This is a genomic window from Streptomyces sp. KM273126 (genome assembly GCF_004337435.2).
Classification (GTDB): Bacteria; Actinomycetota; Actinomycetes; order Streptomycetales; family Streptomycetaceae; genus Streptomyces; species Streptomyces acidicola.
The window spans coordinates 5,344,759-5,367,980 of record NZ_SJXB02000001.1 but is presented as its reverse complement, the minus strand read 5'-3'; the positions used below and the strand labels follow the sequence as shown (position 1 = coordinate 5,367,980).

Annotated in this window: 18 protein-coding genes; 1 reads left to right on the top strand and 17 read right to left on the bottom strand. The window is 71.2% G+C overall.

Annotated features, from left to right (window positions below):
- The 17 genes from E0500_RS22905 to E0500_RS22825 all read right to left on the bottom strand — a co-directional run bounded on the left by E0500_RS22905 (position 1) and on the right by E0500_RS22825 (position 21,648).
- The gene (locus tag E0500_RS22905) at positions 1-849 is read right to left on the bottom strand and encodes a TatD family hydrolase (RefSeq protein ID WP_131570256.1); all 849 of its coding nucleotides are present in this window, start codon (positions 847-849) and stop codon (positions 1-3) included.
- Positions 849-1,622 (bottom strand): EboA domain-containing protein, encoded by a 774-nt coding sequence (locus tag E0500_RS22900; protein ID WP_181587100.1) that lies wholly within the window; start codon positions 1,620-1,622, stop codon positions 849-851. The genes E0500_RS22905 and E0500_RS22900 overlap by 1 nt, the downstream gene beginning before the upstream one ends.
- A complete protein-coding gene (locus E0500_RS22895; RefSeq protein ID WP_131570254.1) occupies positions 1,619-2,539 on the bottom strand; it encodes a sugar phosphate isomerase/epimerase in 921 nt (306 codons plus the stop codon). Before E0500_RS22895 ends, E0500_RS22900 begins: the two co-directional genes overlap by 4 nt.
- Positions 2,536-3,651, bottom strand: coding sequence for an SCO3242 family prenyltransferase (locus tag E0500_RS22890; RefSeq protein ID WP_181587099.1), 1,116 nt, complete (start codon positions 3,649-3,651; stop codon positions 2,536-2,538). The genes E0500_RS22895 and E0500_RS22890 overlap by 4 nt, the downstream gene beginning before the upstream one ends.
- A 35-nt stretch (positions 3,652-3,686) precedes the next feature.
- Positions 3,687-4,862 (bottom strand): inositol-3-phosphate synthase, encoded by a 1,176-nt coding sequence (locus tag E0500_RS22885; RefSeq protein WP_131570250.1) that lies wholly within the window; start codon positions 4,860-4,862, stop codon positions 3,687-3,689.
- Between the two features lie 92 nt (positions 4,863-4,954).
- Positions 4,955-6,358 (bottom strand): ThuA domain-containing protein, encoded by a 1,404-nt coding sequence (locus tag E0500_RS22880; protein WP_131570248.1) that lies wholly within the window; start codon positions 6,356-6,358, stop codon positions 4,955-4,957.
- A 10-nt stretch (positions 6,359-6,368) separates the two neighbouring features.
- Complete coding sequence (locus E0500_RS22875; RefSeq protein ID WP_131570246.1) at positions 6,369-8,915, bottom strand: PQQ-dependent sugar dehydrogenase; 2,547 nt, start codon at positions 8,913-8,915, stop codon at positions 6,369-6,371.
- Between the two features lie 145 nt (positions 8,916-9,060).
- On the bottom strand, positions 9,061-10,065 hold the full coding sequence (locus E0500_RS22870) for a sugar phosphate isomerase/epimerase (protein ID WP_181587098.1): 1,005 nt from the start codon (positions 10,063-10,065) through the stop codon (positions 9,061-9,063).
- Between the two features lie 14 nt (positions 10,066-10,079).
- Positions 10,080-11,372, bottom strand: a complete 1,293-nt coding sequence (locus E0500_RS22865) for a Gfo/Idh/MocA family protein (RefSeq protein WP_131572315.1) — start codon at positions 11,370-11,372, stop codon at positions 10,080-10,082.
- Between the two features lie 88 nt (positions 11,373-11,460).
- Positions 11,461-12,498, bottom strand: a complete 1,038-nt coding sequence (locus E0500_RS22860) for a substrate-binding domain-containing protein (protein WP_181587097.1) — start codon at positions 12,496-12,498, stop codon at positions 11,461-11,463.
- 20 nt (positions 12,499-12,518) lie between these two features.
- Positions 12,519-13,541: an ABC transporter permease gene (locus E0500_RS22855; protein ID WP_131570634.1), complete on the bottom strand. Its 1,023-nt coding sequence runs from the start codon at positions 13,539-13,541 to the stop codon at positions 12,519-12,521.
- Positions 13,538-15,100, bottom strand: a complete 1,563-nt coding sequence (locus E0500_RS22850; RefSeq protein ID WP_131570635.1) for a sugar ABC transporter ATP-binding protein — start codon at positions 15,098-15,100, stop codon at positions 13,538-13,540. Before E0500_RS22850 ends, E0500_RS22855 begins: the two co-directional genes overlap by 4 nt.
- A 160-nt stretch (positions 15,101-15,260) precedes the next feature.
- A complete protein-coding gene (locus E0500_RS22845; protein WP_131570637.1) occupies positions 15,261-16,442 on the bottom strand; it encodes an ROK family transcriptional regulator in 1,182 nt (393 codons plus the stop codon).
- Positions 16,443-16,889: 447 nt separating this feature from the next.
- Positions 16,890-17,567, bottom strand: coding sequence for a GntR family transcriptional regulator (locus tag E0500_RS22840; RefSeq protein WP_131570639.1), 678 nt, complete (start codon positions 17,565-17,567; stop codon positions 16,890-16,892).
- A 258-nt stretch (positions 17,568-17,825) separates the two neighbouring features.
- The gene (locus E0500_RS22835) at positions 17,826-18,767 is read right to left on the bottom strand and encodes a beta-ketoacyl-ACP synthase III (protein ID WP_131570641.1); all 942 of its coding nucleotides are present in this window, start codon (positions 18,765-18,767) and stop codon (positions 17,826-17,828) included.
- 288 nt (positions 18,768-19,055) lie between these two features.
- On the bottom strand, positions 19,056-20,393 hold the full coding sequence (locus tag E0500_RS22830; RefSeq protein ID WP_131570643.1) for an OFA family MFS transporter: 1,338 nt from the start codon (positions 20,391-20,393) through the stop codon (positions 19,056-19,058).
- A gap of 256 nt (positions 20,394-20,649) precedes the next feature.
- Positions 20,650-21,648: a LacI family DNA-binding transcriptional regulator gene (locus E0500_RS22825; RefSeq protein WP_258572897.1), complete on the bottom strand. Its 999-nt coding sequence runs from the start codon at positions 21,646-21,648 to the stop codon at positions 20,650-20,652.
- 353 nt (positions 21,649-22,001) lie between these two features.
- Here E0500_RS22825 and E0500_RS45020 point away from each other — a divergent pair, with 353 nt between their 5' ends.
- On the top strand, positions 22,002-23,222 hold the full coding sequence (locus E0500_RS45020; RefSeq protein WP_220140578.1) for an asparaginase: 1,221 nt from the start codon (positions 22,002-22,004) through the stop codon (positions 23,220-23,222).

The window sequence follows — 23,222 nt, the reverse complement described above, 5'->3', positions numbered from 1 at the left end:
TCACTCACCGCCGCGCAGGACGGAGTTGCCTTCGTGGGTGGCGGCCGTGCCCGCGACGTCGAGGTCGAGGCGTCCGCTGAGCCCGTAGAAGGCGACAGGGTTGCGCCACAGCACGCGGTCGACGTCGTCGTCGCCGAAGCCGCTCGCGAGCATGGCATCACCGACCCTGCGCGTCTTGAGGGGATCGCTTCGCCCCCAGTCCGCGGCCGAGTTCACGAGCACCTTGTCAGGGCCGTACTCCTTGAGGATCGCGACCATCCGGTCCTCGTCCATCTTGGTGTCGGGATAGACGGAGAAGCCGAGCCAGCAGCCGCTGTCCTTGGCCTCCTTGACGGTGGTCTCGTTGAGGTGGTCGACCAGCACCCGGTCCACGGCCAGCGAGGACTCGCGGACGACGTCGAGGGTGCGGCGCAGGCCGACGAGCTTGTCGCGGTGCGGGGTGTGGACGAGGGCCGGCAGTTCGTGGTCGGCGGCGAGCTGGAGCTGGGTCGCGAAGGCGGTGTCCTCGGCGGGGGTCATCGAGTCGTAGCCGATCTCACCGACGGCCACGACGTGGTCCTTGACGAGATAGCGGGGCAGTTCGTCGAGGACCGGAACGCACCGGGGGTCGTTCGCCTCCTTGGGGTTGAGGGCGAGGGTGCAGTGGTGGGCGATGCCGTACTGGGCGGCACGAAAGGGTTCCCAGCCGAGGAGGGAGTCGAAGTAGTCGAGGAAGGTGACGGGAGAGGTGCGGGGCTGACCGAGCCAGAAGGAGGGTTCGACCACGGCGCGGACGCCCGCGGCGTACATGGCCTCGTAGTCGTCGGTGGTCCGTGACGTCATGTGGATGTGCGGGTCGAAGATGCGCATCAGGACTCCTTGCCGGACGGGGTGCCGGGGTGGGGGGACGGCTCCGGAGCGGTGGGCACGTCGGTCGCGGGCCCGGACGCTCGCCCGGACGCGGGCTCGGGCCCGGGCGGGTGCTCACCCCCGGACGCCGGCTCGGTCAGGGCCAGGACTCGGTAGAGGTCCTCGGGTACGGGACGGCCCGCGGCGCTGCGTTCGTCCGCGTAGTCGCTGAGCATGCGGGCGAGTTCGGCGTCGGCGCGGGCTCTGTGGGCCAGGTCTGCCACCTCGTCGACGGGGACGCCGGTGAACAGGCACTTCAGGACGCCGTGCCGCCAGTTGTGGGCGTCAAGGTGCCGGGCGGCGTACGGGCCGAGCGCGGCGGCGACCAGGCGGGTGTCGTTGGTGCGCAGGGCGTCCTCCACGATCGGCACGGCGTCCGGGCCGGGCACGAGGTGGGGCAGGGCGTACAGGACGGCACGGCGTTCGGCGGCGGTGCCCTGCCGGTAGACGCGGGTGAGGGTGTCCGCGTCGGCACGGGCCGCGCGGAGGATGAGGATGCGTACGGCGTCGGCGTGCTCGGGACCGCACCGTCGGCCCGCCTCGGCGAGGCGCAACTCCCAGACGGAGATGGGCCCGTGGAGCCCCGGCCGGGCGGCAGCCTCGTCGAGGGCCCGGTCGAACCAGGCTCGGGCGGCGGTGTCGAGGTGGCTGCTGACGCAGGTGCGCAGCTCGTCGAACGGGGCGAGGGCGAGGGTGCTGCCCGCCGCGGGGGCGCCCGGGATGCGGTCGTTCACGGGGTTCTCCCTTCGGGGGCGGCGGTGGACTCGCCCGGCAGGGGTACGGAGGGCAGAGCGGCGTGGCGGAGGAAAGGGAGGGACTGCTGGGCGAAGTGAGGGCCCGCGTGGGAGTGGCGGGGCAGTTCGACGACGGTCAGGCCCTGGTAGCCGGTGGCGGCGAGGGCTTCGAGTACGGGAGGGAAGTCGATCTCGCCGTCGCCGAAAGGGAGGTGGTCGTGGACGCCGCGGCGCATGTCCTCGATCTGGATGTGGCGCAGCCAGGGGGCGGCGGCACGGACGCAGTCGGCCGGTGGCAGAGGTTCCAGGCACTGGCAGTGGCCGATGTCGAGCGTGAGCCCCAGCGCGTCCGGGCTGCCCAGTACTTCACGCAGGTGGTGGAAGTCGGCGAGGGTGGCGAGGAGGTGGCCGGGTTCGGGTTCCACCGCGAGGGGAACCCCGGCTTCGGTGGCGGCGTCCAGGACGGGGGTGAGCGCCTCTGACAGAAGTTTCCAGGCGGTGGCCGTGTCCGTGCCTGCCGGGGTGATGCCGCTGAAGCAGTGCACGGCGTGGGCGCCGAGGTCGGCGGCGACCCGCACCGCGCGGAGGAGCAGGTCGACACGCCGGGCGCGGTCGTCGGGGTCCGCGTCCAGGAGGGAAGGGCCGTGTTTGCGGCGGGGGTCGAGGACATAGCGGGCGCCGGTCTCCACGGTGACGCTCAGCCCGAGCGCCGCCAGCCTGCGGGCGACCCGCGCGGTGCGGGCGGTGAGGTCCGGGGCGAGCGGGTCGAGGTGCATATGGTCGAGCGTCAGACCGACGCCGTCGTAGCCGAGGTCGGCGAGCAGGGCGAGGGCGTCGTCGAGGCGGAGGTCGGCGAGACCGTTGGTGCCGTAGCCGAAGCGGAGGGGACGGCTCATGTGCTGGTCGGAGGCGGTCATGTGACGCTCACCTTCCTCGCGAAGCTGCGTGCGGCCGGGGCGAGGGCGGCGGTCAACAGGGCCACACCTGAGGCGCCCGCGCGGGCCGTGAGGGCGGCCTGGAGGGGGATGAGGGCGCGGATGCCGGAGCCGACGGCGCGTTGGGTGAGCGGGGGTGACGGGTTCAGGGTGGCGTGGAAGAGGGGGCGGGCGGTGGTCGCTGCGTAGGTAATAGTGAGAGCGGTGTGCAGGGCCGCCGTCGGGCTGGGCAGGGTGGCGGAGCCGGGCAGGTTGGTCGGGACGGGCAGGTTGGTCAAGTTGAGGCGGGCGGAGCCTGCCGCGTCGGCTGTCCGGCCCGGCTTCAGACCCGGGCCCGGAACAGAGGCTTCGGCCGAAGGACTGGGGCCTGCGGTGCGACGCCCTGTCGTGTGTCCACGGGTCAGTCGCCAGGCCAGTATCCCCGTCGTTGCCAGGCCTGCCAGTGGGGCCAGGGCGGAGCCGCCCTGTGTCTCGTGGCGGGACACCGTGGTCACCGCGAACGTGTGGGCGCCGAGGGCCAGGGCGGAGGGGAGGGCGGCGCGGGTGGTACCGGTGGTGGCGGCTGCGCCCAGGAGGACGTCGAGTGTGCGGGCAGCGCCCATCGCCAGGGGGCCGGCCGGGGTGCGTTTCAAGGTGAGGTCGTATGACCAGACGGTGGCCGCCAGGGGGACGGCGACGGTGAGGGCGGGGCGGCCGGCGCGGGCGGCCAGGGCCAGGCCGGCGGCGGTGAGCGCGCCCGCCGCGGCGAGTGCCGAAGCGGGGCGCACGCGGCCTGAGGGCAGGGGGCGGTGCGGGCGTTCGACGGCGTCCTCGGCGTGGTCGGCCCAGTCGTTCAGGGCCATGCCCGCCTCGTACAGGCAGAGGGAGGAGCCGATGGCGAGCAGGGTGCGGGCGTTCGGGAGGGCGGCCCCCGCGGCGGCCGCGCCCGCGAGGGCATCGCCGGGGACGGTGAACAGGGCGGGCAGGCGCAGCAGTTCCGCCCAGGCCCGCGCCTTCACCTTCACCTTCGTGTTCACCTTCGTGTTCAGCTTCGGCTTCACCTTCGTGTTCAGCTTCGGCTTCGTCTTTGCCTCTGTCGTGGGCCCGGTCCTCATACCGCTCCTCGGTCCGGTCCCCGTCCTGGTCCTCGTCATCGCGTGTCCCCCTCCCCTCGGAGCTCCCGCAACCGCCCCGCGAAGTCCGCCAGGGCCGCGTACTGCTCTCCCAGGGCCGACGGGCCGTCGCCCACGGGGTCCTTGAAGTAGAAGCCGAGGTCGGTGAGAGGGCCCGTCAGGCCTGCTTCGTGGGCCCGGGAGGTGAGGCGGGCCAGGTCGAGGACCAGCGGGGCGGCCAGCGTCGAGTCGCAGCCCTGCCAGGTGGTCTGGAGGATCATGCGGGTGCCGAGGAAGCCGTCGAAGGCGATGTGGTCCCACGCGGTCTTCCAGTCGCCGAGGGCGGGGACGTCGTCGATGTGGGTCTCGCCCTCCGGTGCCCGGCCCAGGGTGTCCGCCAGCACGCGTTCCTTGCCGGCGTTCTTCGCCGCGGCGGCGGCCGGGTCGGCGAGGGCGGCGCCGTCTCCGCCGCCGAGGAGGTTCGTACCGGACCAGGCGCGGACCGTCAGGGCGCGCTGGGCGAACATCGGGCCCAGGACCGAGCGCAGCAGCGTCTGGCCGGTCTTGCCGTCCCGGCCCGCGTACGGCAGGCCGGAGGCGGCGGCGAGCGAGGCGAGTGCCGGGTGGTGCAGACCCGTCGAAGGGGTGAAGTTGACGTACGGGCAGCCCGCGCGCAGGGCGGCCGCCGCGTACAGCGAGCTCGGGGGGAGGGCGGAGCCGGTGGTCGCGGGTTCCGTGGAGGCCACGTTCACCACGACGGCCCGGGCGAGTTCGTGACGTCGTACGAAGTCACGGATGTCCGTGGAGAAGGCGTCTATCAGGTCGGCCGGCTCACGGGTGTCGCCCGGCAGCGGGCCGCCGGGGCGTATCTCGCGGTCGGCCGTGGTCAGTTCGGAGGAGATCGCCGAGGGCAGGCCGTGCGGCAGGACGCCTCCCGCGGCCAGGGCCTCCGCGCGTTTCGGCAGCGGGCAGTCCACGGTGTCGTGGCCGCCGAAGACCAGTGACGACAGGGCAGGCAGGCCGGTGCCGGCGAAGAGCGGGGTCTCGGTGACCATGCCCGTCGGGGCGTTCAGGCCCGCTGTCACGGCCGCGCACCCCGCGACGACGGTGGTGGCGACGGAACCACGCGCTCCGATCAGCCAGACCCCCACCCGGGGCTCCGAACGAGACACGGAAGGGGACACAGACGGGGACACGGACGGGGACACAGTCATGAGCGGCCTCCTGGTCGTACGCGCACCTCGGCGAAAACTCGGGTGAGGGAGAGACGGCGGGCGGGAGTCCGGCGTCCCCCGCCCGCCGCCGTTCAGTCGCCCGGTGACGGAGCCGCGGAGGCCGCGGTCCGTGCGGGCAGTTCCTTGATCCGGATGTCGCGGAAGGACACCCGGTCCTCGGCACCGTGGTTCTGGATGCCGACATGACCGTCCCGCAGGCTCCGGACCGGATCAGTGTTGGTGAAATCGTTGATCTTCACGCCGTTGAGCCAGATGCGGAGCCGTTCGCCCTCGACGCGGATCTCGTACGTGTTCCACTCCCCCGGCGGGTTCAGCGCACGGTCGCGCTTCTTGATGTCGGCGGACCGGAAGCTGTACACCGAGCCGGTGGTGCGCTCGGGTACGTCGGTGGCGTCGATCTGGATCTCATAGCCGTTGTTCACAGCCGACCACGGGTCGTCGGAGGCCGGGAAGCCCACGAACACACCCGAGTTGTCGTCGCCGGATGCACTGGCCATCTTCCAGTCGAGTTTCAGCGAGTACGACCCGAAGCCGGAAGCGGCGTACCAGAGCATGCCGAGGCCGCCCGACGACGTCAGCGTGCCGTCGTCGCTCAGCTCGAACGAACCCGGCCCCGCCTGCCGCCACGCCGACAGGGACTCCGTCGTGCCGTCGAACAACGACTGGTAGCCGTTCTCCGGGCGGCAGTCGGCCTGGGCCTCACCGGTCACCCACCGGATCCCGCCCAGCAGGTGCTGCCGGAAGGCGGGCTCGGCGTACGACTCCTTGGTGTGGCCGCCTCCGGTGTAGAAGGCGCGCCCGCCCTGGTACTCCTGGCACCAGGCGATGGGGTGGTCGCCGTTCATGGTGCCGCCGGTGTAGGAGGACTCGTCGAGCGAGGCGAGGACGTGGGCCCTCTCGCGCGGGTTGGAGCGGTAGTTGTACCACTCGTCCGTGCGGTTCCAGGTGGCCTCCAGCCCCGCGGTGGCGGGGTGGGCCCGGTCCTCCACGTCGACCGTGGCGGACTGGATCGCCGGGTGCGACTGGAAGTACGCCCCGGCGAGCCCGCCGTAGAAGGCCCAGTCGTACTCGGTGTCGGCGGCCGCGTGGACGCCCACGTAACCGCCGCCCCGCCGGATGTACCGTTCGAACGCGCCCTGTTGGGCCTCGTTCAGGACGTCACCCGTGGTCGACAGGAACACCACGGCGTCGTACCGGTCGAGGTTGCGCGTGGTGAACGCGCCCGCGTCCTCGGTGGCGTCGACCGCGAAGCCGTGGGCGGCGCCCAGTTCCTTCACGGCGGCGATACCCTCGGGGATCGAGTCGTGGCGGAAGCCACCGGTCTTGGAGAAGACCAGGACCCGGCTCTCCGCGCGAGCGGCAGCACCGGTGTCGGCGCCCGTCCCCGAGCCCTGCGACACCGCCGGCCCCGACACGCACCCGATCAGCAGCGCGGCACCGACCGCAGCCGTCGCCAGTCGTTTACTTGCTCTCATGGCAGCCCCCTCAGTCCGCTGAAGACGGCGAGGACGACGAGGATGCCGACGCCGTCGTGAAGGTGAAGTCGTCCACGTCGAACAGGCCGCCGCTGCCGCTCCCCTTGAAGACCAGGTAGAGCGTGGTGGTGTCACGCGGCGCCCGCGACAGGTCGGCGCTGACGTCCTGGAAGTTCTCCCAGCCGCCGGTCACCGGCACGGTCGCGGTGCCGAGCACCCGGCCGGTCGGGGAGCCCGCCCGGACCTCCAGCTTGCCGCCCGCGCCGCCGGACGCGATCCTCGCGGTGATCTTCGTGGCGTTGGACAGCACATACGGCTTGAAGGAGATCCAGTCGCCGTTCGAGATGTCGCCGACCGTCTTGCCACCGTTCGCGCCGGCCTTCGACTGGACCGTCACGCCGGAGGAGTCGTTGAAGTGCTCGGCCTGGCGATGCCTGGGCTGGAGGGCGCTCTGGTCGTGGGTGGTCAGCGGGGCCTGCCCGCCCCCGCCGAGGTCGGTGTACTCGGCGTCGAGGACCCCGAAGATGTTGGCGTCCTCGTCATGGCCGCCGTCGGCGCTGGTCTGGATGGTGCCGGAGCAGCCGTTGGCCGAGGTCAGCGGGTGGCCGTGGCTGTCGTGACCGAGGACGAAGCTGACCTTCACCTTCGAGCAGTCGATCGACGTGCCGTCCTCCGGGTCGGTCACCTTCACCTTGAACGGCACGGCGTCACCGAAGCTGAACAACTGCCCGTCCTTGGGGAGTTCCAGCGTCACCTTCGGCGCGGTGTTGCCGACCACGATCTGCACGCTCGCGCTGCCGGTGCGGCCGGCGGTGTCCTTGGCGGTGACGGTCGCCGTGTAGGTGCCGTTCTTCTTGTACGTGTACGTGGGGTTGGCCGCGGTCGAGGTGCCGCCGTCGCCGAAGTCCCAGCTGTAGGTGAGCGCGTCGCCGTCCGCGTCCGAGGTTCCGGCCGAGGAGAAGCGGACCTTCAGCGCCGCCTGTCCCGAGGTACGGTCGGCTGACGCCTGGGCGACGGGCGAGTAGCCGTCGGTGGCGTTCTCTATGCGGTACAGGGCGGAGTTCTCGTCGCCGCCGAACCAGGAGACGCCGTAGTCGAGGACGTACAGGGCGCCGTCCGGCCCGAAGGCCATGTCCATGACCTGGGTGCCGCTCCACGGGACGGGGTTGATGGACTGCACGGTTCCGTCCGCGTCCGACGTGATCCGCTTGATCCAGCGGCGACCGAACTCACCGGCGAAGAAGTCGCCGTCGTAGGCCTCCGGGAACTTCACCGGGGAGTCGAGCGAGGCGTCGTAGCGGTAGACCGGGCCGCCCATCGGGGACTCGGAGCCGCTGCCGAACTCCGGTACGGAGTCGCCGTCGTAGGGGATCCAGGCGGGCTGGACCGGGGGAAGCTCGGTCAGCCCGGTGTTGTTCGGCGAGGTGTTCTTCGGGGCGGCGCAGTCGAAGGCGGAGCCGGAGGCGCCGGTCTCGAAGTCGTAGTCGACGAAGGGTTCGTTGTCACCGATGCAGTACGGCCAGCCGAAGTTGCCGGCCTTCGTCACACGGTTGAACTCGACCTGTCCGGACGGGCCGCGCTCCGGTTTCGCCGCGCCCGCGTCGGGGCCGTAGTCGCCGACGTAGACGATGCCCGTCTCCTTGTCGACGCTGAAGCGGAACGGGTTGCGGAAGCCCATCGCGTAGATCTCGGGGCGCGTCTTGTCCGTGCCGGGCGCGAAGAGGTTGCCGTCGGGGATGGAGTACGAGCCGTCGGCGTTCACCTTGATGCGCAGGATCTTGCCGCGCAGGTCGTTGGTGTTGCCCGAGGTGCGCTGGGCGTCGAACGCCGGGTTGCGGTTCGCGCGCTCGTCGATGGGGGTGAAGCCGTCCGACTGGAACGGGTTGGTGTCGTCGCCCGTCGACAGGTAGAGGTTGCCGTCCTTGTCGAAGTCGATGTCGCCGCCGACGTGGCAGCACAGGCCGCGGGACGCCGGGATGTCGATGACCTTCGTCTCGCTGGCGGTGTCGAGGGTGCCGTCGGTCTTCAGGACGAAGCGGGAGAGCCGGTTGACGCCGTCGAAGGGTGCGAAGTCGGCGGCGGTGCCGGTCTCGGGTGCGTCGCCCGCCGGGGTGTCAAGCGGGGGCGCGTAGTAGAGGTAGATGAAGCGGTTGTCGGCGAAGCCGGGGTCGACGCCGACGCCCTGAAGGCCTTCCTCGTCGTGCGAGTACACGTCGAGCTTGCCCGCGAGCTCGGTGTTGCCGGCGGCGTCGGTGAGGCGGAGTTCGCCGTCACGCGAGGTGTGCAGGACCGAGCGGTCGGGCAGGACGGCGAGCGACATGGGCTCGCCGACCTCGGGTTCGCCCTTGGCGAGGGTGACCTGCTGGAAGTCCTCGGCCGCGGCGGCGCCCGCCGGAGCGGCGGCTCCCTGATCGGCGACGGCTGCGCCGGCCGTGGGTGCGGTGAGGGAGAGGGAGGCGCCCGCGAGCAGCAGGCCGCTCAGCAGCGCCACCGCCCCACGGAACTTCGGTCGTCTGGTGCGACTGGTGTTGTCCCTGATGTTGTCGTACGGGTGCACGAAATGCCTCCAGGAAGGGGCTGGTCGTACGGAGGTGCACGGGTGTGTGCGATACGCCGGGGTGCGCCGTCACCCCGGAGGGATCCCCGGAGGGATCGGTACTCCGGGATGCGCCGTCATCCCGGAGACACCTGCGGGGAACGTGCTAGTCGTTGCCGCCGAACGCCGCGTCGAACGAGGCCGTCGGCGGCTCGAAGTCGAACGCCTTGAGACGGGTCAGGGCTTCGGGAGCGCCCTGGAGCCGGTCCATGCCGGCGTCCTCCCACTCGACGGAGACGGGGCCCTGGTAGTCGATGGAGCGCAGCATCCGGAAGACGTCCTCCCAGGGAACGTCACCATGGCCGGCGGAGACGAAGTCCCAGCCGCGTCGCGGGTCGCCCCACGGCAGGTGGGAGCCGAGGCGGCCGTTGCGTCCGTCGAGCCGCTTGCGGGCCTCCTTGCAGTCGACGTGGTAGATCCGGTCGCGGAAGTCCCACAGGAAGCCGACCGGGTCGAGGTCCTGCCACACGAAGTGCGAGGGGTCGAAGTTCAGCCCGAACGCGGGGCGGTGGCCCACGGCTTCCAGGGCTCGGTGTGTGGTCCAGTAGTCGTAGGCGATCTCGCTGGGGTGGACCTCGTGGGCGAACCGCACGCCCTGCGCGTCGAAGACGTCGAGGATCGGGTTCCAGCGCGTCGCGAAGTCCTCGTAGCCACGCTCGATCATGGACTCGGGTGCGGGCGGGAACATGGCGACCAGGTGCCAGATCGCCGAGCCGGTGAAGCCGATGACGGTGTCGACGCCGAAGGCCGCGGCGGCCCGTGCGGTGTCGGCGATCTCGGCGGCGGCCCGCTGCCGTACGCCCTCGGCTTCGCCGTCGCCCCAGATGCGGGCGGGCAGGATCGCCCGGTGGCGTTCGTCGATGATGGCGTCGCAGACGGCCTGCCCGACCAGGTGGTTGGAGATCGCCCAGCACTTCAGGCCGTACTTGTCGAGCAACTGGTGCCGCGACGCGATGTACGACGGGTCCGCGAGCGCCTTGTCGACCTCGAAGTGATCGCCCCAGCAGGCGAGTTCGAGCCCGTCGTAACCGAAGTCGCGGGCGAGGCGGCAGACCTCTTCCAGGGGCAGATCGGCCCACTGGCCGGTGAAGAGCGTGAAGGTGCGCGGCATGCTCTGGGCCCTCCTCAGACCGCGATGGGTGTGTAGACGGAGTTCTTCTCGGCACTCTCCTCGACCGCCGCGAGCACCCGCTGGACCTGGAGCCCGTCGGCGAAGGACGGCTCCGGGCGGCGGCCCTCGGCGATGGCGTGGACGAGGTCGCGGGCCTGGTGGATGAAGCTGTGCTCGTAACCGAGACCGTGCCCCGGCGGCCACCAGGCGTCCAGGTAGGGGTGGTCGGGTTCGGTGACGAGGATGCGGCGGAAACCGGCGTGCTCTCCGGGTTCCGTGGCGTCGTGGTAGGCGAGCTCGTTGAGGCGTTCCAGATCGAAGGCCAGGGAGCCGCGCTCACCGTTGAGTTCGATGCGCAGGGCGTTCTTGCGTCCGGTGGCGTACCGGGTGGCCTCGAAGGAGGCGAGGGCGCCGGAGGTGAAGCGGCCGGTGAACAGGGCCGCGTCGTCCACGGTGACCGGCCCGGTGCCGGCGGACGACACGGCGGCCAGGCCGCTGGTGGCGCCGACGGGCAGCGGCCGTTCCCGTACGAACGTCTCGGTGAGCGCCGACACCCCGGCGAGCCGCTCCCCCGCCAGGTACTGCGCGAGGTCCACGATGTGCGCGCCCAGGTCGCCGAGCGAGCCGGAGCCGGCCGACTCCTTGCGCAGCCGCCAGGTGAGCGGGAACTCCTGGTCCACCAGCCAGTCCTGAAGGTACGTCACCCGCACGTGCCGCAGGGTGCCGATCCGGCCCTCGGCCACCATCCGCCGGGCCAGGGCGGTGGCGGGCACCCGGCGGTAGTTGAAGCCGACCATCGCCAACTGGCCGCGTTCGTAAGCCGCTTCGGCTGCCTCGGCCATCGCCTCGGCCTCCGCGACGGTGTTCGCGAGGGGCTTCTCGCACAGTACGTGCTTGCCTGCGGCGAGCGCGGCCAGGGCTATCTCGGCGTGGCTGTCTCCGGGGGTGCAGATGTCGACGACATCGACGTCGTCGCGTTCGATCAGGGCCCGCCAGTCGGTCTCGGCCGCCGCCCAGCCGTGCCGGTCGGCCGCCGAGCGTACGGCGGTCGCGTCCCGGCCGCAGATCGCGGCGAGGACCGGACGGCTCGGCAGGTCGAAGACGCGCCCCGCGGTGCGCCAGCCCTGGGAGTGGGCGGCGCCCATGAAGGCGTAGCCGACCATGCCGACGCCGAGCGAGGGCTTGGCGACGGTCGCGTCCGCGCCGTCCCCGGCCCCGGTGTCCGCCTCGGCCGTGACCGCCGCCCCGGCCGTGGCCGGCGTCGCGGCACCTGCCTCGGCTTCGTCGGGCTGTTGCGGCTGTCCCATACGGAGGTCCTCCTCGTTCGTCATGGCGCGGTGGGGGGTGTGTCCTGGTCCGCGGGTCACACCGGTCGGACCCGCGGAGCAGGGCGCATCACTTGAAGCCGGTGGACATGTACTGGTCGACGTTGTCCTTGTCGACGACCGCCGAGTAGAGCGTCAGCGAGGCCGGGATCTCGAACTCGGCGAGCCCGCCCACGCCCTTGCCCTGGCCGAGGGCGCGGGCCAGGTCGATCGCGGACGCGGCCATGGTCGGCGGGTAGAGCACGGTCGCCTTGAGGACGCCGTCGTCCTGCTTGATGGCCTGGAAGGCGGACAGGGCGCCCGCGCCGCCGACCATCAGGAAGTCATCGCGGCCGGCCTGCTCGATGGCCCGCAGCGCGCCCACGCCCTGGTCGTCGTCGTGGTTCCACAGCGCGTCGAACTTCGACTGCGCCTGGAGGAGCTGGGCCATCTTGGCCTGCCCGGACTCCACGGTGAAGTCGGCGGCCTGCCGGGCCACCTTCTTGATGTTCGGGTAGTTCTTCAGCGCGTCGTCAAAGCCCTGGGTGCGCTGCCGGGTCAGCTCCAGACTGTCGACCCCGGCGAGTTCGATGACCCGGGCGTTCGGCTTGCCCTTGAGCTTCTCGCCGATGTAGTGGCCGGCGTTGAGGCCCATGCCGTAGTTGTCGCCGCCGATCCAGCAGCGGTACGCCTGCGGGGTGTTGAAGATCCGGTCCAGGTTCACCACGGGGATGCCGGCGCGCATCGCCTTCAGCCCGACCTGGGTGAGGGCCTTGCCGTCCGCCGGCAGGATCACCAGGACGTCGACCTTCTTGTTGATGAGGGTCTCGATCTGGCCGATCTGCTGCGCGGTGTCGTTGGAGCCCTCGGTGATCTCCAGCGTGACGTCCTCGTACTTCTCCGCGCGGCTCTTGGCGTTCTCGTTGATGGCGTTGAGCCAGCCGTGGTCGGCCTGCGGCCCGGCGAAACCGATCGTGACCTCCTTGCCGGGCTTGTCGTCGGCGGCCGGCTGGTCCTTCGCCGCGGGCTCGTCGCTCGACTCGTTGCTGGTGCATGCGGTGAGGAGGGCGCCGGCCGAGACGGCGGCGGTCCCGAAGAGCAGTCCTCTGCGGCTCGTGAGGTGTGCCATGGTGTGGGGGCCCTTCCGTGTCAGGTCGTTGTGCTTGCCGTACGTCGCTGGACCAGGACCGCGGCGACGATGATCGCGCCCTTGGCGATCTGCTGGACGTCGGTCTGGAGGTTGTTCAGCGCGAAGATGTTGGTGATCGTGGTGAAGATCAGGATGCCGAGCACGGAGCCCGTGATGGTGCCCCGGCCGCCACTGAGCAGGGTGCCGCCGATGATCACGGCCGCGATGGCGTCGAGCTCGTACAGGTTGCCGTTGGTGTTCTGGCCCGAGCCGGACAGCACGATCAGCAGGAACGCCGCGATACCGCAGCACAGCCCGGACAGCAGGTACAGGTAGAGCCGCTGCCGCCGGACGTCGATACCGGCGAGGCGGGCGGCCTCCGCGTTGCCGCCGACGGCGACCGTGCGCCGGCCGAACGTCGTGCGGTTCAGCACCAGCCAGCCGATGATCGTCACGGCCGCGAAGACGAGGACGAGCGGCGGGATGCCCAGCACGTACGCGTCGCGCTCGCCGAGGCTCAGGATGCCGTCGACGGTGACGATCTGGGTCCTGCCCTCGGTGATCAGGAGCGCGAGTCCGCGGGCCGAGGCGAGCATGGCGAGCGTGGCGATGAACGGAACCACCCCGCCGTACGCGATGAGCACTCCGTTCACCAGCCCGCACCCGACACCGACGAGTACCGCGGTGAAGAGGATGCCGGCGAAGCCGTACTCCTGTGTGGCCACCGTCGTCGCCCATACGGAGGCGAGCGCGACGATCGCGCCGACGGAGAGGTCGATGCCGCCGGAGGTGATGACGAAGGTCATGCCGACGGTGACGACACCGATCACCGAGGCCTGGGTGAGGACGAGCTGGAGGTTGCGGGTGTCGAGGAACTCGTCGGGCCTGGTGATGCCGCCGACGACGATCAGCGCGGCGAGGACACCGAGGAGTGACAGAGTGCGGACGTCGGCGCGGAAGAGGAGAGTGCGCCAGGCGGGCGGTTCACTGACTGGTGTCATTTTGCCGGTTCCGCTCCGGGGCGGGGACACGGGCTGTGTCATGACGCCGGGCTCCCTTCACCGGCCACAGGGCTTCCATCACTGGCCACCGGGCTTCCTTCCATGACGAGATCGAGTACGCGGTGTTCGTCGAGTTCACGGGCGGGCGCGGTGTGGACGACGCGGCCCTCGCGGAGCACCAGGACGCGGTCGGCGAGGCCGAGCACCTCAGGAACCTCGCTGGAGACCAGCAGCACGGCCAGGCCCTCGTCGGCGAGGCGGCGGATCACCGCGTACAGCTCGGCGCGGGCGCCGACGTCGACGCCTCGGGTGGGTTCGTCCAGCAGCAGCACGCGGCAGCCGCGCAGCAGCCAGCGGGCCAGGACCGCCTTCTGCTGGTTGCCGCCGGAGAGCGTGCGCACCGGCACGGACGGGTTGTCGGGCCGCAGCGACAGCTCCCGGGTCGCGGCCCGCGCCCCCGCGCGTTCGGCGCCCCGGTCGATCCAGCCGCCGCGTGCGAAGCGGGACATGGACGACACAGAAACGTTTCGGGTGACGGACTCCAGCATCAGCAGCGCCTGGGCCTTGCGCTCCTCGGGTGCGAGTCCGAGTCCCGCGCTGACGGCGGCCCGTACGCTGCCGAGGCGCAACGGCCGCCCGTCGACGACGACCTGACCGGCGGTGGGCTTGCGGGCGCCGTAGATCGTCTCCAGGATCTCCGACCGCCCGGAGCCGACGAGGCCGGCCAGGCCCACGATCTCGCCGGGGCGGACCTCCAGGTCGAAAGGCTCGAACTCGCCGTCGCGGGCCAGCCCTCGCACCTGGAGGACCGGCGTGCCGTCCGCGGGCGGCGCGGGCGGCCGGTCCGGGAAGACGTACTCGACGTTCCGTCCCGTCATCAGCGCCACGACCTCGCGCGTCGGCGTGCTCTCCGCGGGCAGCCCGCCCGCCACGGCGCGCCCGTCCTTCAGTACGGTCACGCGGTCGCCGATGCGGCGGATCTCCTCCAGGCGGTGCGAGATGTAGACGACGGCGACCCCGTCGGCGGTCAGGTCGCCCACGATCCGGAACAGGTTGTCGACCTCGTCCGGGTCGAGCGCGGCGGACGGCTCGTCCATGACGATGAGCCGTACCTCGTGGGAGAGCGCCCGGGCCATCGAGACGATCTGCTGGTGGGCGGCGGACAGGTCACCGACGAGCCGGGCGGGATCGATCTCGGGATGACCAAGTCGCCCCAGCAGAGCGGCTGTCGACTCCTTGGCCGCCTTCCCCCGGACGACGAAGCCGGCGGCCGTGGGTTCGTGGCCGAGGTGGACGTTTTCGGCCACCGACAGGCCCTCCACCAGGTCGAGTTCCTGGTAGATGGTGGCGATGCCGAGGCGCATGGCGGCGATCGGGGACTTGAGGATGACGGGTTCGCCGCGCCAGGTGATCGTGCCGTCGTCGGGCTGGTGGGCGCCCGCGAGGACCTTGATGAGGGTGGACTTCCCGGCGCCGTTCTGGCCGAGCAGGCAGTGCACTTCGCCGGCCTGGACGTCGAGGTCGACGCCGTCCAGGGCCCGGACTCCGGGGAACGACTTGGTGATGCCGGACATGGTGAGCAGCGGTGGTTCTGGTGCCATGACGGTTCCCCTTGGCGGGCGTGCGGGCCGGTTTCAGGGCGATGCGCCTGCTGGGGCAGGCATGTTCAGGACAGGGCTGAGCAGGGCGGAGCGAGGCAGAACAGGGCTGAGTGGGGCTGAGCAGGGCGCTGAACTGGTGACCGGTACTGCTGGAGTTGGCTTACGCGGGCGAGAACAGGTGGTCGCTGATCAGCCGGGCCGCGCCGATGACTCCGGCGGCGGGTCCCAGCTCCCCGAGAACAATGGGCAGGTTGCCGGTCGCGAGAGGCAGCGACTGGCGGTAGACCTGCGTGCGGATGGCGGCGAGCAGCGTGTGGCCGAGGCCGGTGACGCCACCGCCGATCACCACCAGGCCCGGATTGAAGAAGCTGACGAGTCCGGCGATGACCTGGCCGGTGCGGTTTCCGCCCTCGCGGATCAGGTCGAGTGCGGTGGCGTCGCCGGCGGCGGCCGCGGCGGCGACGTCGGCGGCACTGAGGGAGCCGTTGGTTTCCAGTCGGTTCGCGAGTTCGGCCGAGAGTCCCTGTTGGGCGGCCTCGGTGGCATCGCGGGCGAGCGCGGCGCCGCTGAAGTAGGCCTCCAGGCAGCCCCGGTTGCCGCAGGCGCACGGTCGGCCGTCCGGTACCGCCACGATGTGCCCGATGTCGCCCGCGCTGCCCGTCGTACCGCGGTACACCTCACCGCCGACGACGATGCCGCAGCCGATACCGGTGCCGATCTTGACGCAGAGGAAGTCGCCCGCGGAGCGCGCCACGCCCGCGTGCTGCTCCCCCGTCGCCATCAGGTTCACGTCGTTGTCGACCATGACCGGGCAGCCGAGCTCCTGGCTGAGCGCCTCCCGCACCGGGAAGCCGTCCCAGCCCGGCATGATCGGCGGCGCGACCGGAATGCCCTCGGGGAAACGGACCGGCCCGGGGACGCCGATGCCGGCGCCGTCGAAGCCCTGCGCGAGCCCTGAGGCCTTCAACTTGGCAGCCATGGCCAGGACTTGCTCGAAGACGGCGACGGGGCCTTCCCGTACGTCCATGGGCTGGTTGATGTGCCCGAGGATCTCCAGCTCCGCGTTGGTGACGGCGACGTCGACGGAGGTCGCGCCGATGTCGACGCCCAGGAAGCGGAGGTTCGGGGCGAGCCGGATGTTGTGCGAGCGACGGCCGCCGCGCGAGGCGGCGAGTCCGTCGGCCACGATCAGGCCCGTCTCCAGCAGCCGCTCCACCTCGACGGCCAGCTTCGACCGCGAGAGGTCGACCTGATCACCGAGCTGAGCCCTGGAGTTGGGGCCACCGTCCCGCAACAGACGCAGCAGCCGGGCCTGGTGGGTGTTCGCGGGTCGAGCCGTCATGCGTCTCACGAGCCCCTCCCCGCCTCAACCGGCCTGTGTCCGTCGGGTTCCAGCCACATGTGTGGCTTGCTTTCGAGGGGAACGTAGCAGTGGCTGCCGCGAGTGGGAAGAACTTGCGCACGAATTGCCAACTACTTTCTCCACTCACAGGACAAAGGCGGGTCGGATGCCCAGCAGAGACGGCACTTGTCCCCTTCGGGGCCCACCCCGGAAAGTGGCTGGCTGCGGGTTCGTTGTGGCTGGTCGCGCCCACGCGGCAGAGCCGCATATGGCACAGCCCAGCGCCCCTTGAAAGCCACGGCGCACCCGGTGGTGTGATGCACTGGAAGCAGCGCCTACGACCGCACGCAACCCGCCCATGACCGCGGGCGTGCGACATGCGAGACCCAACGGCCACGGGCACCCGCACTCGGGCTCTACGACCGCGCGCGTGAGATACCCGAGGCCCTACGACCGCGGACGCGCGTGGTACGTCCTCCGCGTGTGCTCCGTGTGGGCGCGCATGACCTCGGTGGCGCGCTGCTCGTCACGGGCCGCGATCGCGGCGATCAGGTCGCGGTGCTCGATCCAGGACTGCTGTCCGCGCTGCCGGGCGACCGGCGTGTAGTACCAGCGGACGCGGCGGTCGACCTGGGCGGCGAGTTCGGCGAGGACCGTGTTGCCCGCGAGTTCCATGACCTTCGCGTGGAAGCGGGCGTTCATCGCGACCGCTCCGTCCACGTCGTCGGCCTCGACCGCGCTCTCGCCCTCGGCGCAGAGCTCCTCCAGCGCCGTGATGCCCGCCGTGCCCGCGTTCGCGGCGGCGAGCCGGGCCGCCTCGGCCTCCAACAGCGTGCGCACCGTGAGGAGTTGGTCCGCCTCCTCCTCGGTGGGCTCGTGCACGAACGCGCCCTGGGCAGGCCGCAGGTCGACCCAGCCCTCGGTGTTCAGCCGCTGCAGTGCCTCGCGCACCGGCTGCCGGGAGACCCCGAGATGGCCGGCGAGCTCACTCTCGACCAGGTGCTGGCCGGGCTGGAGGGCACGCGTCGTGATGAGTTCGAGCAGCGCCTCGTACACGCGGTCGCGCAGTGGACCGGGGCGTTGGAGCTTGGGCACCGCCCCCTGCGGCAGTCCTGTCGACAACATCGCGTCCCCCTCCAGGGCAACGGCGGCGCGGCCGCAGCCGGAAAGCCAGTATGGATTGTCTTTCGTCTACAGTCTACGGTGCACAGTAGCCAGGCCTGGGGGGAGTTGGCCTCGTCACATCGGCATCACTGAGAGATCAATCGGCGCCGTCGAAGGGGCATGGGTCCGCGCTGGAAGTGGGGCCCGCACTGGAAGTGGGACCCAGTCTGGCAGTGGGGCCCGCACGAAAGTGTGAGGCCCTCACGACCAGTGGAGTCCCTACGGGCAGCGGACGACCTGCCCCGCGTACGACAGGTTCCCGCCGAAGCCGAACAGCAGCACGGGGTCCCCGGTGGAGATCTCGCCGCGCTCGACCAGCTTGGACAGGGCCAGCGGGATGCTCGCCGCCGAGGTGTTCCCGGACTCGACGACGTCCCGTGCCACCACGGCGTTCACCGCGCCGATCTTCTCCGCGAGCGGTTCGATGATCCGCAGGTTGGCCTGGTGCAGCACGACCGCGGCGAGTTCCTCGGGAGTGAGCCCCGCACGCTCGCACGCCTTGCGGGCGATGGGCGGCAGCTGGGTGGTCGCCCAGCGGTACACGCTCTGCCCCTCCTGTGCGAACTTGGGGGGCGTTCCCTCGATGCGTACCGCGTGCCCCATCTCCGGCACCGAGCCCCAGAGCACCGGTCCGATGCCGGGCTCGCCATCGGCGGCCTCGACGACGGCCGCGCCCGCTCCGTCGCCCACGAGCACGCAGGTCGTGCGGTCGGTCCAGTCCGTGACCTCGGACATCTTGTCGGCGCCGATGACCAGGGCACGGCTCGCCGAGCCCGCGCGGACGGCGTGGTCGGCGGTGGCGAGCGCGTGGGTGAAGCCTGCGCAGACGACGTTGACGTCCAGGGCGGCCGGGGAGGGGATACCCAGACGGGCGGCGACCCGGGCGGCGGTGTTCGGGGAGCGGTCGACGGCCGTGGAGGTGGCGACCACGACGAGGTCGACGGCGCCGGGGGCGAGGCCCGCGGCGGCGAGCGCCTTGGCGCCGGCCTGCGAGGCCAGCTCGTCCACGGGCTCTTCGGGCCCGGCGATGTGACGCGTAAGGATGCCCACCCGGGACTTGATCCACTCGTCACTGGTGTCGACCATGCCCGCCAGGTCCTCGTTGGTGAGCACCTTGGCGGGCTGGTAGTGGCCGACGGCGGCGATGCGAGTGCCGTTCATGGGTGGATCCCCCTCGTAGCCTCGGGTAGCGGGATTCACCAGTCTGATCACTGACTCACGGGTAAGTGTGCACGTACAGACACAGGAAAGGGGCGGCAGGGTTGTGGGCTTCTGTCATTCCCTTGGACGCCCGAACAATCGTCCGGGTCTCTGCGGTGCACGCCCTTGTGCCGGGCGACGGCCCCTCACCCCGCGAACAGCTGCGTCGCCTTTCGTACGAGTTCGTACAGTCCGTAGCAGAGTGGCAGCCCGACCCACAGCCAGGAGGCGGCGATCAGGGCACGCCGGTCAGGCGGATTCGGGCTGCTGTCGCTGGACGGCATCGGCGGTGGCCTCCTTCGGCGCGGGGACGTGATGGCGGGCGTGGACGGGCCGGACGAGCTCGTTGGCGACGAAGCCGACGACGAGCAAGCCGATCATGATGAAGAAGGACAGGTCGTAGAGCGACGAGCCGTGCTTGCCCGCCGCCTCCTGCCGGTCGGCGATCCAGTTCACGATCAGCGGCCCGAGGACGCCGGCCGTGGACCAGGCGGTGAGCAGCCGGCCGTGGATCGCGCCGACCTGGTAGGTGCCGAACAGGTCCTTCAGGTACGCCGGGATGGTGGCGAAGCCGCCGCCGTAGAACGAGAGGATGACCAGCGCGCAGACGATGAACAGCGGCTTGGAGGAGTCTCCGAACAGGGCGATCAGCAGGTACATCAGCGCGCCCACACCCAGGTAGACACGGTAGATGTTCTTGCGCCCGATCAGGTCGGACGTGGACGACCAGCAGATACGGCCCGCCATGTTGGCCGCCGACAGCAGCGCGACGAATCCCGCGGCCGCGGTGACTGACACCGGGGTCGAGGAGTCGGCGAAGAAGTCCGTGATCATGGGGGCGGCCTTCTCCAGGATGCCGATGCCCGCGGTCACGTTCATGCAGAGCACGACCCACAGACACCAGAACTGCGGGGTGCGCAGCGCGCTGCGGGCCGAGACCTGCACCCCGTCGAAGACGCCCGGCCCGCTGTCGACCGGCTTCTCGCTCCTCGGCACGCGCACCAGCAGCACACCGAGCGACATGAAGACCGCGTACGCCAGTCCGTGGACGAGGAAGGCGAGCGCGATCCCGGAGGAGTCGGAGCCGAAGGACTCCAGCATCTGCGTGGACCAGGGCGAGGCGATGAGGGCGCCGCCGCCGAAGCCCATGATGGCGATGCCGGTGGCCATGCCGGGCCGGTCGGGGAACCACTTGATCAGCGTCGAGACGGGCGAGATGTAGCCGATGCCGAGTCCGATACCGCCGATGAAGCCGTAGCCGAGCACGATCAGCCAGTACTGCTCCACGGCGGCACCTAGGGCCGAGACCAGGAAGCCGGAGGAGAAGCAGACGAGGGCCACGGTCATCGCCCAGCGCGGCCCGTTGCGCTCCACGAGCGTGCCGCCGAACGCGGCTGACAGTCCGAGCATGACGATGCCGAGCTGGAAGGGCAGCGCGCTCTGCGTTCCGCTGAGACCGAGCGCGGACTCCAGCGGCGGCTTGAACACGCTCCAGGCGTAGGCCTGTCCGATGGAGAGATGGACCGAGAGTGCGGCCGGCGGGACGAGCCAGCGGCTCCAGCCGGGCGGTGCTACAGGGGGGCTCATGATCCCGAACGATAGGAACCGGCCAGGGAGTTGGGAAGCGGGACACGTCATCTTGTCGGCCGTATGCGGTGAACGGTATGCCAGGCGCGACGAACGGTCGATACGGCGGGATGAGCGGTCACCAGGAGGGGGTGAACGGTCGCAAGAAGGGGCCGAACGATCGTAAGGAGGGGGCGAACGATCGCGTCAGGACGTGGCGAGTTCTCGTGTCAGGACCGTGGCGAACGATCGCGTCAGGACGTGGCGAACGATCGCGTCAGTGCCGTGGCGGCCGGTCGCTGGACGCCCGTACGACGAGGGTCGGGGCGAGGCGTTCCGAGGGGGCGGGCTCGCCGGCTAGGAGGCGGGTGAGCAGGTCCAGGCCGCGGCGGCCCATCTCGTGCATGGGCGAGCGGACGCTGGTGAGCGGGATGGGCAGCTCGGCCGCGAGCGGGGTGTCGTTGAAGCCGACGACCGCGATGTCCTGACCGGGACTCAGGCCCCGGTCGCGGAGCGCGCCCATGGCTCCGATTGCCGCGAAGTCGTTGACGGCGAAGAGTGCGGTCGGCTGTGAGCCGGGGGTGTCCAGGACCCGGTCGGCGGCCTCGCGGCCACCCCGGGCGTCGAAGGCGGAGTGCACGATCCGCTCGGCGGGAACGGTCACGCCGTCCTCGGCGCAGCGTTCCAGGAAGCCTCGCGTACGGTCGATGCCCGTGCTCGCGTAGGGCTCGCCGGCGATCACGGCGAAGTCGCGGTGCCCGAGGCCCAGAAGGTGCTCGGCCACCTGCCGACCGCCCAGCGGGTCGTCGCAGGTCACCGAGGTGTGCCCGGCCACATGTCGGCTGACCAGGACGAACGGCACACCGCGGGCGGCGGTCTCGGCCAGCAGGGCGCCGTCGGCACGGGCATCGCCGAAGATCAGACCGTCGACCCGGCGGGCCAGCATCATCTCCGTCTGGGCCCGTTGTGTGTCCGGCTCGTCCTTGGTGTTGGTCACGAAGGTGGACAGACCCTGGGCGCGCGCCGCCTCCTGGATCCCCTCGTAGACGGTCGCGAGCACCAGGTCCGACAGCCGGGGCACCAACACGCCGACCAGATTGCTGCGCTGGGTCCGCAGGCTCGTGGCGTGCGGGTTGGGCTGGTAGCCGAGCTCGTCGGCGAGTTCCCTGATCCGGGCGATGGTGGCACTGGACGCGGCACGCCGTCCCTCCTCGGGCTTGGCGTGCAGGGCGCGTGACACCGTCGAGACGTGAAGCCCCAGCCGGTCGGCCAACATGCGCAGGGTTACCTGTGGACGCTGCGGGTCCATCGCTGCCCGTGTCCCTCCCGTCCTGTGCGGTGCCGCCCTGTGCGGTGCCGTTCCGTGCGGTCCCGTTCCGTCCAGGCCCGTTCCGTCCGGTGTCGGTGGCCGCAGGGGCCTGACCTGCGGTGACGAGGCTCCGGCGACTCCCTCCGGCCTGATCCCCCGGACGGCCCGCCGATGGCCGGTGCCCGGTGAGCGCGCCGCCGGGTGCGGACGGTGTTTTCCGTGATCGTAACAGTGAGGTCATTGACCGGACGCACCCATGCGTGCAAGATACCCAAACGTTTGGCCCAATCGTTTGCTCTAGTTGGCCAGGAGGTCTCCTCGTGCGCAGGGTCGTCGTCCTCTCCACCGGCGGAACCATCGCCTCCCGCCCCGACAGCCGTGGTGCCGCGCGTGCCACGGACGGTGCGGAGGCGCTGCTCGCCGGGCTGTCCGGGCTGCCCGGCCCGGCGGATGTCGCCGTGGAGGGTCGGGACGTCGCGCGGGTCGGCAGTTATCTGCTCACGCCCGGCGGCATGGCCGGCATCGTCCGTGAAGTGCACCGGGCACTGGACGATCCCGACGTGGCGGGGGTGGTCGTCACCCACGGCACCGACACCCTGGAGGAGACCGCGTTCCTCGCCGACCTGGTGCACCGGGACCCGCGTCCGGTGGTGTTCACCGGCGCCCAGCGGCACGCCGCGAACCGGGACACCGACGGTCCGCGCAACCTCGCCGACGCGGTCGCGGTCGCCGCGTCACCGCAGATGGCGGGCTGCGGAGTGCTGATCGTCTTCGACGGGCGGATCTTCGCCGCCCGCGGCGCGCGCAAGTCCCACACGCTCGCACCAGAGGCGTTCTCTGCCCCGGACTCCGGCCCGCTCGGCCGGGTGACGCAGGGGGTGCCCCGGCTCTCCGCCCGGCCGGTACGGCCGCCCGCGCTCGGCCCCTCGGCGCTGGACCTGGAGGCCACCCGCGTGGACATCGTGGCCTGCTACCCGGGCTCGGACGCCATCGCCATCGACGCGTTCGCCGCCGCGGGCGCGCGCGGCCTGGTGCTGGAGGCGACCGGCGCGGGCAACGCCAACCACGACGTGTGCGCCGCGATCGCCCGGCTAACCCGCGCCGGGATCGTGGTGGCGCTCTCCAGCCGGGTGCACGCAGGTCCTGTCGCCGCGCTGTACGGCAACGGCGGCGGCGCCGACCTGGTGCGCGCGGGGGCCGTGCCCACCGGCACGCTCCGCGCCTCCCAGGCACGCATCCTGCTCGCCGCGCTCCTCGCCACGGACCCCGATCCGATACGCGCCGCGAGCGAACTGAGCAGGCACGCCGACTTCCCCGACGCCGGCTTGCCCCAGGGCGACGTCCCCCACACCGACTCTCCACGCCCCTCCGACTCTCCCGGCTCCACCTCCCCCGCACTGATTCCCTCCGTTCCGACTCCCCCACTCCGAATCCCCCGCACCGATCCGTGCGGCCCGGACGCCGCCGCCCCGCGGCCTTCCGGTGCCGGCTTCCCCGGACGGGCCACCGTGCCCGTCCGCTCCACCGAGAGGAATGAGTGA